8 protein-coding genes are annotated in these 12,852 nt (G+C 62.0%); 2 read left to right on the forward strand and 6 right to left on the reverse strand.

Annotation, left to right across the window (positions count from 1 at the left end):
• Nucleotides 1-9: 9 nt before the first annotated feature.
• Nucleotides 10-3,465, reverse strand: a complete 3,456-nt coding sequence (locus AB4048_RS07410) for an AAA family ATPase (protein WP_442201278.1) — start codon at nt 3,463-3,465, stop codon at nt 10-12.
• A 3-nt stretch (nt 3,466-3,468) separates the two neighbouring features.
• On the reverse strand, nt 3,469-4,707 hold the full coding sequence (locus AB4048_RS07415) for a metallophosphoesterase family protein (RefSeq protein ID WP_442201279.1): 1,239 nt from the start codon (nt 4,705-4,707) through the stop codon (nt 3,469-3,471).
• A gap of 178 nt (nt 4,708-4,885) precedes the next feature.
• Here AB4048_RS07415 and AB4048_RS07420 point away from each other — a divergent pair, with 178 nt between their 5' ends.
• The gene (locus AB4048_RS07420; RefSeq protein ID WP_442201280.1) at nt 4,886-5,872 is read left to right on the forward strand and encodes an aldo/keto reductase; all 987 of its coding nucleotides are present in this window, start codon (nt 4,886-4,888) and stop codon (nt 5,870-5,872) included.
• 101 nt (nt 5,873-5,973) lie between these two features.
• Here AB4048_RS07420 and hupB read toward each other — a convergent pair whose 3' ends face one another.
• The 4 genes from hupB to clpP all read right to left on the reverse strand — a co-directional run bounded on the left by hupB (nt 5,974) and on the right by clpP (nt 11,487).
• Nucleotides 5,974-6,249, reverse strand: a complete 276-nt coding sequence (gene hupB, locus AB4048_RS07425) for a DNA-binding protein HupB (protein WP_442201281.1) — start codon at nt 6,247-6,249, stop codon at nt 5,974-5,976.
• 205 nt (nt 6,250-6,454) lie between these two features.
• Nucleotides 6,455-8,875 (reverse strand): endopeptidase La, encoded by a 2,421-nt coding sequence (lon, locus tag AB4048_RS07430; RefSeq protein ID WP_442201282.1) that lies wholly within the window; start codon nt 8,873-8,875, stop codon nt 6,455-6,457.
• 394 nt (nt 8,876-9,269) lie between these two features.
• Complete coding sequence (gene clpX / locus AB4048_RS07435) at nt 9,270-10,547, reverse strand: ATP-dependent Clp protease ATP-binding subunit ClpX (RefSeq protein WP_442201283.1); 1,278 nt, start codon at nt 10,545-10,547, stop codon at nt 9,270-9,272.
• A gap of 307 nt (nt 10,548-10,854) precedes the next feature.
• Nucleotides 10,855-11,487, reverse strand: coding sequence for an ATP-dependent Clp endopeptidase proteolytic subunit ClpP (gene clpP / locus AB4048_RS07440; protein ID WP_442201284.1), 633 nt, complete (start codon nt 11,485-11,487; stop codon nt 10,855-10,857).
• Between the two features lie 247 nt (nt 11,488-11,734).
• On the opposite strand from clpP, the gene AB4048_RS07445 reads away from it, so the two are divergent.
• Entirely contained in the window at nt 11,735-12,745 is a 1,011-nt protein-coding gene (locus AB4048_RS07445) for a GGDEF domain-containing protein (RefSeq protein WP_442201285.1), read from the forward strand.
• The last annotated feature ends 107 nt before the right edge of the window (nt 12,746-12,852 follow it).

The following is a 12,852-nucleotide window of genomic DNA, read 5'->3' on the forward strand; positions in this document are numbered from 1 at the left end:
CCGGCGCCCCTATAGGCGCAGGAGATCAAGGCCGCTGCCGACCTCCTGCCGCGCAATCTCCACGACACTCGCCTCGTGCGTGAAGAGGATCGTCTGGAACCGTTCCGCGGTCCCCGCAAGCGCTCCGAGACCGGCAGCAGTGCGCTCGTCGTCGAACGTCTGAAAGATATCGTCGACGATCAACGGCGCCGGCTCGTTGCGCCCCGAATAGTCCTCAAGGAAGGCGAGCCGGAGCGCGAGGTAAAGTTGATCCGCCGTACCCTCGCTGAGCCCGCCGAGCGGCACGCGTTCACCGCAGGCGCGTTCAGCAAGAAGCTGCAATTCATCATCAGCGCCGTAGTCCTGCGCCAGACGGGCAAAGCGCCCGCCGGTCAGCCGCGAGAAATGCGCTCCCGCCCGCAGCATCACCGGATCCGTCTGCCGTTCGCGGTAGGCCTCCATCGATTGGCCGAGCATGTGCGATGCGATCCTCAGCACCACCCATTGGCGCGCAAGGTCCTTGGCCTCCTGCTCGGCCGCCAGCCTTTCGAAGGCAGCGCGCTCGGCGCTCACGCCGGCTTCCAGCGCCTCGCGACGCCGCAGATTTTCGGCCGCTGCCGCCGTCAGCTCGCCGTAACGCGTCACCTGTCGCGCATCCTTGCCAACGAGGCGCTCGATTTCAAGGTCGGCGGCAACGCGATCGAATGCCGCAAGCTCGCCCCGCACTTTCGGCTCGCTCCAGCCGTCCGACTGCAGGAGAAAGCGGTTCCTGCAGGCTGAAAGCCGCGTTTCCAGGTCACGCCGTTCGCGCAGTCGCTGCAACAGCAGAACGAGGTCCGCCGCGGCCGGCGCCATCTTCGCGAGATGCGACAGCGCGACATCCGCCGCGCTCGCTTCCGTCAACCTATGTCTGAAGCGGGTTTCAGCCCGTTCCGCCGCATCGATCAAGCCGGCGCGGCGCTGCAGATCGGCCGCGGCGGCCACCGCCCTGCCGTGAAGGACATCGACAGCGCCATCGACCGGCATTGCACCGAGATCCGGCGCAAGGCGCGCGACCAGTTCGCGAACATCTCCCTCGAAAAGCGCTACGTCGCGCTCCATCCCGCGCACGCGGCGCCGGCGATTTTCGCGCTCGGACAGAAAATTGGGCAGATCCTTCCAGATATTCAGTGCCACCTCTGCCATATCGACGGTTGCCGCCTCTGGCAGGCCGGCTGCGGCCGCCGTATCGGCGAAATCCGCCTGCCAGCGTTCGGCATCGGCGCGGACAGCCGCCTCCCGTTCCTCGAGCCGGGCTAGCGAATCCACGATCGATATCCGCTTGCCATCCGCCGAGCGGCTTTCGGCCCAGCGCTCTCCGATCTCTGCGACATGCCGGGAGAGGGTACGATGCAGCACCGACAGGGGTAGTCCGCCGACGCTCAGGCCAGTGGCGGCAGCGAGATCCATCAATGCCGGCAGCAGCCGTTGCCCCTGCCGCTCGAGCGCCGTGAGGTCGTCTTCGATGGCGTGGAGCGTTTCGCGCTGCTTGGCGAGCGCGTCGATGGCGCGCCGCCATTCGACCATCCGCTCGGCGTCGAGCGGCACAACGCCGGAGGTTTCAAACATCGCCTTGAACGCGGAAATCTTGACCGCCAGCGCCGCGGCGCTTTCGTCCCTGACGCCGATTGCATGCGCAAGCTTTTCTTCGAGTGCCGTGGATTGCAGACTGATCTGGGAATGTCGCGAAACGCGTTCGGCATCCAGGTGCATGAGATCCGCCAGCCTATCGGCCTCGCGAACGGCCCGGCCAAGCGCGTCGAACCGGACGGAGCGCTCGGTGGCGCTCGTCTTCTCCGCCTCCCGCAGCAGTTCGTCCCGCGCGGCGCGGGCGGTGAGGACCTGAGCACGGGTGGCGATTTCACCCTCCTCCTCCAGCGTCGCTAGCTCTCGAGCCAGGTTGCCGCTTTCCAGCTCAAGATCGGCAAGCCTTGCCGCCGCTCCCCGTGCGACGACCTGCGCCTCCTCGATCAGCTTGCGCTGTTCGGCAAGCATTGCGGCATCGGGCAGAGGGCTCGCCAGCAGGCGGTCAAGGTCGGTTACAGCGGGAGAAAGACGGCCGACCGCCGCATCAAGTTCGCTGCGCCCTCGTTCGGCCTTCACCCGCAGCGTATCGAGGCGGGAAATTTCCGCGATCTCCGGCTGCAGCGCCATCAACTGGTCCGCATAGGGCTTTGGATCGATCACCCGGCCGGATCGGAAACTCCCCTCCAGACGGCGCAGGGCCTCGCGCTCTTCCTCCAAACGGCCGCGGACATCTTCGCCGCTTCGCTTCAACTCGCGCCCTTGCGCCACGAGATCGTGCAAGCGGGCGAGCAGCATGTCGGCGGGTTGCCGCTGTTCGATCTCGTCGGGCGCGTCGCCCTGTCCAAGCCGGCGGCCCAGTTGTGCGAGCTTCAGGTCGAAGTCCTCGGCCTCGCGCCTGACGCCGGGCAGGTCCTGCTTCGCCTTCAGGTAAGCGCCCTTGCCGGCATAGGTGACAAGGATCGCGCCGACGGCGGCAAGCAACGTCTCGTCTACATGGGCCGCGTCCAATTCGTCGGCAAGCCGCGCCTGTTCGGCCTGCGCCGCCTGAAGCGCGTCGTGGGTTGTGCGAACTCCGGCCAAGGCCTCGTCGAGCTCCCGCTCGAAGCTCGGCGGCAAAGACGGCAAATCGGCAAAGCCCATAAGCGCCGCCTGCTCGCCGTCGATCTCCGTCACGAGCGGCTGAAGGGTCTTCAGCCGCTGCAGCCGGTCGAGCGATTGCTTCGTGTCGTGGCGCGCTTTTTGGAGCCCGTCGATTTCGGCGTCCAGTTCGGCGGCTTCCGCAACCAGCTTCTTCCAATCGACCGATTTCAGTTCGTGCTCGCGCTCAGCCTTTCGAGCCTCGTCGTGGCGGTCGAGCACCTGATAGAAGCTCCGGTCCTTCGAGCGCCGCGCGGCATATATTCCGTCGGCGTCGCTCTCCAGCGACTGCCTCAGACGCGACAGGCCGGTGAGACCGGAGGCGGCGGAAAAGAGCAGGCTTCCGATTTCGCCTCCGCTCTTCAGCATGGTGGCGGCCCCCGCCCGCAGGCGATCGGAATTCAATCCGAAGGCTCGCTCGAACACATCCCGGCTCAGATGGCGAAGATAGGGAGCGAGCGCGTCGTCCGGCAGCGTCGCTTCCTTCTCATCGGCGGCAAGCAGCGTATTTTTCGCACCGCGACGGCGGCGGAACGCAAGCCTTGCGCCGTCATGCGCCGTGACCGTCGCGCCGATGCGCAGGCTTGCGGGATCGTGGAGGAAGCTATAGTGGGCAGCCGTTCGCGGAAAGCCGAAGAGCAGGTCGGAAATCGCGCTGAGCGCCGAGGACTTGCCAGCCTCGTTCGGCCCATAGATCAGATGCAGCTTGGCGTCCGCACGGAAGTCGAGCGCTCGGTCGGTCAGGGCGCCGTAGCGAATGATGTCGAGACGATCGATGCGCATTCGTCAGCCCAGCCTTTCCCCGCGCGCCAGAAGTAGCTGCCGCGCCTCCTCGATCAGGGCGGCGGTTCCCTCTTCGAGCGGCAGTTTGGCAGCGCCGAGCCCCGCGGGAAGGCGCGCGGCGATATCGGCGATCAGCTTTTCCGTTTCATCTTCCACCGCGCGAGGGTCGCAGTGCTCGCGAAGCAGCCGGTCGAGATCGAGTGCGATGCCGGGCGAGGCGTCAGCCGTCCTCCCTTGCGTTTCCAGCCGCAGTTCCAGCTTTTCCAGCCAGATATCGCCGCCGGCGCGGTGGCAGGCAGCCTGCACCTCGTCGCGCCACTGCTGTCGATTTGCAACGATCTCGCGGTAGAGCGGCGTTTCTCCGGCGATTCTCACCCGAAGCGCCACGGGCCTGCCTTCCGCCCCCATAAGCACGGTTCGAGCGCCTTCCTCGACGCGGCGCAGGATGGCGGGCTGGTCGTCCTCGCGGGTAACGGCGAGATCCATCTGAGCGAAACGCGCCTCGTCGACGATCAATCGTTCGTGGGTAACCCGGCCATCCACTACGGAAACCAGGATGGCGCCTTTCGCGCCACGCTCGCGAATGCTCCGCCCCTGGATGTTGCCTGGGAAGATAATTGGCGGATCGACGGCGACCTCTTCGTATTCGTGCACATGGCCAAGGGCCCAGTAGTCGTAGCCGCGCGAGCGCAGGTCCTCTATCGAACAGGGGGCGTAAGGCGCGTGCGGCTCGCGTCCCGTCAGCGAGGTATGCAGCACGCCGATGTTGAACCAACCGGTCTCCGGCGGTGGATAGGCGAGCGCAAGGTTGTCGTTGGCTGAACGGTCGGCGAAGCCCTGCCCGTGCAGCGCCACGCGGATGCCTTTGAGTTGGAAGGAGCCCGGCTTTGCCGTTGGAAACTCATGGACGTTCGCAGGCAAAGTGATGGTCTTGGTAATCACGCTTGCCGCATCGTGATTGCCGCGCAGCAAATAGACGGGAATGCCCGCACGTTCCAGCCTTGCCATCTCGCGGTTGAAGAACAGTCCGATCTTGTTGTCCTTCCAGTCGCCGTCATAGACGTCTCCGGCTATCACGAAAAAATCGACGCCCACCTCGATCGCCTTGCCGACGAGCACGGAAAAAGCCTTGCGGCTTGCCTCGACGAAGACCGCCGCTACATCCGCATCCTTCAGGGAAAGTCCCTGGAAGGGGCTGCCAAGATGCAGGTCGGCGGCGTGGATGAAGCGGAATGAGGACATCGGGCTCCGTTGCCGAACATATCTAAAGGGCTTCTTCCTTCTTAGGAAACTATCGCGCGGATGAACACCGCGCGCCGGCCTTCATCCAAGGTTTTCGCGCATTGTGGCCACCCGCCATTGTCGGGCAATGACGCCGGTGCTAGTGCCTTGGCATCTCATCGCAAATGGAGGAATTTCCATGAAATATCATGCGTTCGGCCGCACGCCGTTTACCGTTTCGGATATCGGCTTTGGCGCCTGGCAGATCGGCGGAGCCTGGGGCGACGTCACAGAGGCCGACGGCCGCTCCGCGCTCAACGCCGCGCTCGACGGTGGCATGACCTTTATCGACACCGCCGACGTCTACGGCGACGGCCGTTCGGAAAAGATCATTGCCGATGTGCTGAAGAGCCGTGGCGGCGAGCGGCCGATGGTGGCGACCAAGGCGGGCCGCCGCCTCAACCCGCACGTGGCGGACGGCTATACAAGGGAAAACCTCGAAGGCTTCATAGATCGCAGCCGCCAGAACCTGAACGTCGATGCGCTCGACCTCGTGCAACTGCATTGCCCGCCGACGGACGTGTTCTACCGACCCGAGGTCTTCGCGGCGCTTGATGCGTTCAAGCAAGCCGGCAAGATCAAGGATTACGGCGTCAGCGTCGCGACCGTCGAGGAGGGTCTGAAGGCGATCGAATATCCGGGCGTCGTCAGCATCCAGATCATCTACAACATATTCCGCCAACGTCCCGCGGATCTGTTTTTCAAGGAAGCCCGACGCAAGAACGTCGCGGTCATCGTCCGCGTGCCGCTGGCAAGCGGCCTGCTCTCCGGCAAGATCACCCGCGATACGTCATTTGCGAGCGACGATCATCGCAATTTCAACCGCCATGGCGAGGCCTTCGACGTCGGCGAGACCTTTGCCGGCGTTCCCTTCGAGGTCGGGCTGGAGGCAGTCGAGGAAGTGCGCAAGCTGGTGCCGGCGGGAGCGACGATGGCGGCCTTCGCGCTGCGCTGGATCCTGACGAGCGAGGCCGTCACGGTCGTCATCCCCGGCGCCCGCAACGCCGAACAGGCAAGGGCCAATGCGGCGGCATCGGATCTGGCGCCGCTCTCGGCCGACGTGATGACGGCGGCGCGCGAGGTCTACGACGGGCTGATCGCCGCCTACGTTCATCAGCGCTGGTAAAACGCAAAGAGGGCCCGGCTTTCGCCGGACCCTCTTTTAACTCTCCTGCCCTCGCCCCGCTGGCGGAAGCGCCTTGCAGTCTTGGGCGGGCGAGAAATGGATCAGCTGTTGCAGGCGTCCTTCAGGCCCTTGCCGGGCGTGAACTTCGGAACGTTGCGAGCCGGGATATCGACTTCCGCGCCCGTCGAGGGGTTACGACCCTTCGAGGCTGCACGGTGAGAAACGGTGAAGCTGCCGAAGCCTGCGAGACGGATGTCGCCGCCCTTCTTCAGTTCGCCCTGGACAGTTTCGAAGACTGCGTCGACTGCGGATGCTGCGTCGGCCTTGGTGATGCCGGCCTTCTCAGCCACTGCGGACACGAGTTCATTCTTGTTCATGTTTCCACCCCTTTCCATTTGGTATGAAACGACTCATTGCTAAGCCGAGCGCACAATACGCGTGCTCAGCCCCGCCGCAACCCAAAAGCCCTGTAAATCAAGGAAAAAGCAAGCATGCGGCGTTGGCTTTTCACAAAAAAAGGCCGGCATTTCCACCGGCCTTTCTGCGTTTTTGGTCATTTCGGCATAAATGTAACGCTTTCGCTCAATGAGCGATCGTCAAACCCCCTTCGTCGACTCCTTCGACGGTGGCGATGACCGGCGTTTCAACCGTGCCGTCCCATTCGATCGGTTCCGGGCGGCGAACCAATGCATGCTTGATCACCTCGCCCATGCGCGACACGGGAATGATCTCCATGTTGTTCTTCACGTTGTCCGGAATCTCCGCCAGATCCTTGGCGTTTTCTTCCGGGATCAGAACCTTCTTGATGCCGCCACGAAGAGCTGCGAGCAGCTTTTCCTTCAATCCGCCGATCGGCAGAACGCGGCCGCGCAGCGTGATTTCACCCGTCATCGCGACGTCCTTGGAAACCGGAATGCCGGTCATGATCGAGACCATCGCCGTCGCCATGGCGACACCGGCCGATGGACCATCCTTGGGCGTTGCCGCTTCCGGCACGTGCACATGGATGTCGCTCTTGTCGAAGCGCGGCGGCTCGATGCCGAAATCGACGGCGCGCGAGCGGACATAAGAGGCCGCCGCCGAAATCGATTCCTTCATCACTTCCTTCAGGTTGCCGGTGACCGTCATGCGGCCCTTGCCCGGCATCATCACGCCTTCGATCGTCAGCAACTCGCCGCCGACTTCCGTCCAGGCAAGACCGGTAACGACACCGACCTGGTCCTCGCGCTCGGCTTCGCCGTGGCGGAAGCGCGGAACGCCGAGATAGTCGGAGATGTTTTCGGCGGTCACTGCAACCGACTTCGTCTTGCCCTTGATGATGTCGGTCACGGCCTTGCGGGCGAGCTTCATCAGTTCGCGCTCGAAGTTACGGACGCCGGCCTCGCGGGTGTAGTGCTGGCTGATCGACATCAGGGCATCGTCGCTGACCGAGAATTCGCTCGGCTGCAGCGCATGTTCCTTGATGGCCTTGGGCAGCAGGTGCCGCTTGGCGATTTCACGCTTCTCGTCCTCGGTATAGCCGGCGATACGGATGATCTCCATGCGGTCCATCAACGGAGCCGGGATGTTCAGCGTATTCGCCGTCGTGATGAACATCACGTCGGACAGATCGTATTCGACTTCCAGGTAGTGATCCATGAACGTCGAGTTCTGCGCCGGGTCGAGCACCTCAAGCAGAGCCGAAGACGGATCGCCGCGATAGTCCTGGCCCAGCTTGTCGATCTCGTCGAGCAGGAAGAGCGGATTGGACTTCTTCGCCTTCTTCATCGACTGGATGACCTTGCCGGGCATCGAGCCGATATAGGTGCGGCGGTGACCGCGGATTTCGGCTTCGTCACGAACGCCGCCGAGCGCCATGCGCACATACTCACGGCCGGTCGCCTTGGCGATCGACTGGGCGAGCGACGTCTTGCCGACGCCCGGAGGGCCGACGAGGCACAGGATCGGACCCTTGATCTTGGTGGCGCGAGCCTGCACGGCCAGATACTCGACGATGCGCTCCTTGACCTTCTCCAGGCCAAAATGATCCCCTTCGAGGATCTTCTCGGCGTTGTTGAGATCGGTCTTGACCTTCGACTTCTTGGACCAGGGAATGCCGAGCAGCCAGTCGAGATAGTTGCGCACGACGGTGGCTTCCGCCGACATCGGGCTCATCTGCCGCAGCTTCTTCAGTTCGGCATCCGCCTTCTCGCGAGCTTCCTTGGAAAGCTTGGTCTTGGAGATGCGCTCCTCGATCTCTGCCATCTCGTCGCGGCCTTCCTCGCCGTCTCCGAGTTCCTTCTGGATCGCCTTCATCTGTTCGTTCAGGTAGTACTCGCGCTGGGTCTTCTCCATCTGCCGCTTGACGCGGGAGCGGATGCGCTTCTCGACCTGAAGGACGGAAATCTCGCCTTCCATGAAACCGAGCGCCTTTTCGAGACGCGACTTGACGCTGGTCGTTTCCAGCATCTCCTGCTTCTCGGTGATCTTGATCGACAGGTGGGAAGCGACCGTATCGGCGAGCTTCGAATAGTCGTCGATCTGGCTGGCGGCGCCAACAACTTCCGGCGAAATCTTCTTGTTGAGCTTTACATAGCTTTCGAATTCCGAAACGACGGAGCGGCTCAGGGCCTCGAGCTCGACCGGGTCCTCTTTCGGTTCGTCGAGCGTGTGGCCGAGCGCCTCGTAGAAATCCTCGCGGCTGGTGTACGAGTCGATTTCTGCGCGCGCACGGCCCTCGACCAGCACCTTGACGGTACCATCGGGCAGCTTCAGCAGCTGGAGAACATTGGCGACGGTGCCGACCTTGTGGATGGCATCCGGGCTCGGATCGTCATCGCTGGCATTGATCTGGGTGACGAGCATGATCTGCTTGTCCGAACCCATGACCTCCTCAAGCGCGCGGATCGACTTTTCCCGTCCGACGAACAGCGGCACGATCATGTGGGGGAACACCACGATGTCACGCAATGGCAGAACCGGATAGGCGATGCTCTCGTTTGCCGCAGACGTTTTCTTCGTCATATCATTTCCTTTCCTGTCCCGTTTCCGGGCTCTTAACCGGCTTCTTCGAGGTGGCCGGTAATCCACTTGGGCTAGAAGTGGAGTGTCACGCTGTTCAATTCAAGCCGCGCAAACGACCCGTGCTCTGCACGCATAGGGCGTCTTCGCGAAGAGGCACGCACGAACCGCTGGGCCGACCAAGAACGCCCGGCTGCGGCGCGCCACATCGCAAGCATCGTTTTAGCCAACGCTTACAGAATCATCCCATCATCGCCGCGACCGGCGCAAACCGCAACGTCCCTGTTTAACGTTGCACTGCCCTACCCGCCGAACTTATCAGGAAACTGCATGCCCTTTCAAATAGAAAGGGGCCCGTCGCTGACGAGCCCCCTGAAAATCGAGCCGGGACAAGACATCAGGCCGAGGCGTTGACCTTTTCATCATGCCGGTCGGCGTAGATGTAGAGCGGACGGGCGGAGCCACTGACCACCTCTTCCGAGATGACGACTTCGCGCACGCCTTCCAGTGCCGGCAACTCGAACATCGTATCGAGGAGGATCTTCTCCATGATCGACCTGAGGCCGCGGGCGCCGGTCTTGCGGATGATCGCGCGCTTGGCAATCTCGCGGAGCGCATCCTCGTGGAAGTTGAGCTCGACGTCCTCCATCTCGAACAGACGCTGATACTGCTTGACCAGCGCGTTCTTCGGTTCCGAAAGGATCTGGATCAGCGCATCTTCGTCCAAATCCTCGAGCGTGGCGAGAACCGGCAGACGGCCGATGAATTCCGGGATGAGGCCGAACTTGACCAGATCTTCCGGCTCCAACTCGCGCAGCACCTCGCCAACGCGACGCTCATCGGGCGCCCTGACGGTCGCACCGAAGCCGATCGACGTCCCCTCGCCGCGGGCGGAGATGATCTTGTCGAGACCAGCAAAGGCGCCACCGCAGATGAACAGGATGTTCGTCGTGTCGACCTGCAGGAATTCCTGCTGAGGATGCTTGCGGCCCCCCTGAGGCGGCACCGAAGCGACCGTGCCTTCCATGATCTTCAGCAGCGCCTGCTGAACACCCTCGCCGGAAACGTCACGGGTGATCGAAGGATTGTCGGACTTGCGCGAAATCTTGTCGACTTCGTCGATGTAAACAATGCCGCGCTGGGCGCGCTCGACATTGTAGTCGGCAGCCTGCAGCAGCTTCAGGATGATGTTTTCGACGTCCTCGCCGACATAGCCGGCTTCGGTGAGCGTCGTCGCATCGGCCATGGTGAAGGGCACGTCGATGATGCGCGCCAGCGTCTGCGCGAGATAGGTCTTGCCGCAGCCGGTCGGGCCGACGAGCATGATGTTGGACTTCGCAAGCTCGACGTCGCCGTTCTTGGAAGCGTGCGCGAGACGCTTGTAATGGTTATGCACGGCGACGGACAGGATCTTCTTTGCCTGCCTCTGGCCGATGACATATTCGTCGAGCACCTTGATGATGTCCTGGGGCGTGGGCACGCCATCGCGGGACTTCACCATCGAGGATTTGTTTTCCTCGCGAATGATATCCATGCACAGTTCGACGCATTCATCGCAGATGAAAACGGTCGGTCCGGCGATCAGCTTCCGGACTTCGTGCTGGCTCTTGCCGCAAAACGAACAATACAGAGTGTTCTTGGAGTCACCGCCGTTGCTGCCGCTGACTTTGCTCATATCACTTTCCTTCCAGCACGCCGCATTTCCAATATGAAATCGCGGTCCACTCAATACGCCTGCCAACTCGCTCCTGAAATGGAGCCCTTAGCCAACATAGGCGCTGCTCGGGGTACTGAACCGGCTACACAAAAGCATGTATGGCACCCGGCGGCAACGATTTCCCCTTCGAATGCCGAATGCTATGTCACAAGAATTCAACATAGCATTAATCGCAACTATTAGCGCATTTCGATCCACATTAAATCCCTCATTCAATCACAAATGGGATAGAACTGTGGCGTAGACGACACCTCCACGTGGATGATCACGCGGCGCTTTCACCCTCAACTTCGACACGCGACGTCAGCACTTTATCGACCAGACCCCAATCGCGCGCCTCTTCCGCGCTCATGAAATGGTCGCGATCGAGCGTCTGCTCGACTTCCTCGTAAGTGCGGCCGCAATGCTTGACATAGACCTCGTTGAGGCGACGCTTCATCTTGAGGATGTCGCGGGCATGGCGCTCGATGTCGGTTGCCTGACCCCGGAAGCCGCCCGAGGGCTGATGGACCATGATGCGAGAGTTCGGCGTGGCAAAGCGCATGTCCTTGTCGCCGGCCGCAAGCAGAAGCGATCCCATGGACGCTGCCTGACCGATGCAAAGCGTCGAAACAGCAGGCTTGATGAACTGCATCGTATCGTAGATCGCCATGCCGGCCGTGACCACGCCGCCGGGGGAATTGATGTAGAGCGCGATTTCCTTCTTCGGATTTTCCGCTTCGAGGAAAAGCAGCTGGGCGCAGACGAGCGTCGCCATGTGGTCCTCGACCGGCCCCGTCATGAAAATGATGCGTTCCTTGAGGAGGCGAGAATAGATGTCGTAGGACCGTTCACCGCGATTGGTCTGCTCAACGACCATCGGCACCAGGGCCATTGCGGTATCGACTGGATTTTTCATGTGCGTCCTTTGTCAAACTTGCTGGCGGCGCAAACCGCCGGGAATCGAATAAAACTGCCTCACCCCTACATAGAGTGTCCCTGCCCCGCACTTCAAGACGCGCAATTGGATAACGTCAAGTTCGATTTGCCGGAAAACCCCACTGAACCCGCTTATCCGGTGGGTTTACCTTCACGCCGACGAAGGCGACAGACGACGCGCGTCATCGCACAGCTTTTCCGCGCCGCAGGGTGAAAGAACGATGAACGTGATCGACGGCGCGCGGACGCCGCACGCGGTGCAAAAACATTTACCAAGCGATTTAACGAGTTACGCACGCTTCCTCAGCACTATCCGCGCCAGAAGGGGAAACGCCGTGCTCGACATAAAAACAGGAATGCTCGTCTGGTGCTCGCAGGGCTTCGCGCTTGCAGGGTTCCTGTACCTCCTGTGGCGCCAGCATCGCAGAGCGCGTTTCTATTTGATGTGGTCCCTTGGCTTTCTCCTGAGCACCGTAGGCTTCGGGCTGACGCTTGGAAGGGATTATCTTCCGCATCTCGTGGCCATCGCGCTCGCCCATGCGATCGCCTTGTCGGGGTATGCGCTGTGGATCACTGGCTTCTGCCTGTTGGAGAAGCGGAAGCTCAGCTGGACTGCCTTGCTGCCCCCTGCGATCTGGCTCAGCGGCATATTTCTGCCCTGGGTGAGCGAGGACATGCTGAACCGCGTTGCGCTGTTTCACCTTGCCAACGCGACCGGAGCGTCACTGCTCATCGGCTCACTCTCCCGCTCGACTGGGTCGGGAGAACCAGCGGCAAGGCAACTTTCCACTGCTTTTGCGGCGATCTCTGTCTTCTCGTTCGCCGTTGCGCTTGCGATCGCCGTACGACATTTTTCCGCCGAGGAGGCGATGGTCGTCGCGGCGGTTGGCGCATTCGGCAACGGCATACTTCAGCTGCTGGCCATCGCCCTGTCGATCCGCCTGGTCATGCTGCGGTCGGAGCGGCGCTGGCACAATCTGTCCGTCACCGATCCCCTGACCGGCACGCTGAACCGACGCGGGCTCCAGGACGCCTTCGCCAAGGTGAAGGATGACAGCAGGAACGAGAACCTCGCCGCCCTGCTTTTCGACCTCGACCGTTTCAAGCTGATAAACGATCGCTTTGGCCATCAGGCCGGCGACGATGTGCTTGTCGCGTTCACGCAGACAGCACGGCGGTTCATCCCTTCCGCCGCTGCCACAGTACACGACAGTGTATCGGCGGGCGGCGCGATATGATGGAATGGAGGATTCTTCAGCAAAAGGATCCTTCGATGACCACCAGCCTTCGCACCGCCCTGATGAGTTGTTTAGCGCCGCATTTGGGTTTGAGCAAATCCCGCCTT

Origin of the sequence: Rhizobium sp. RAF56 (assembly GCF_052113965.1) — a bacterium.
Lineage (GTDB): Bacteria > Pseudomonadota > Alphaproteobacteria > Rhizobiales > Rhizobiaceae > Rhizobium.

Excerpts from the sequence above, each read along its gene's own strand:
- AB4048_RS07420 (WP_442201280.1), top strand. The coding sequence starts at position 4,886 with ATGAAATATCATGCGTTCGGCCGCACGCCGTTTACCGTTTCGGATATC.
- AB4048_RS07410 (WP_442201278.1), bottom strand. The coding sequence starts at position 3,465 with ATGCGCATCGATCGTCTCGACATCATTCGCTACGGCGCCCTGACCGAC.
- hupB (WP_442201281.1), bottom strand. The coding sequence starts at position 6,249 with ATGAACAAGAATGAACTCGTGTCCGCAGTGGCTGAGAAGGCCGGCATC.
- AB4048_RS07415 (WP_442201279.1), bottom strand. The coding sequence starts at position 4,707 with ATGTCCTCATTCCGCTTCATCCACGCCGCCGACCTGCATCTTGGCAGC.
- clpX (WP_442201283.1), bottom strand. The coding sequence starts at position 10,547 with ATGAGCAAAGTCAGCGGCAGCAACGGCGGTGACTCCAAGAACACTCTG.
- lon (WP_442201282.1), bottom strand. The coding sequence starts at position 8,875 with ATGACGAAGAAAACGTCTGCGGCAAACGAGAGCATCGCCTATCCGGTT.
- clpP (WP_442201284.1), bottom strand. The coding sequence starts at position 11,487 with ATGAAAAATCCAGTCGATACCGCAATGGCCCTGGTGCCGATGGTCGTT.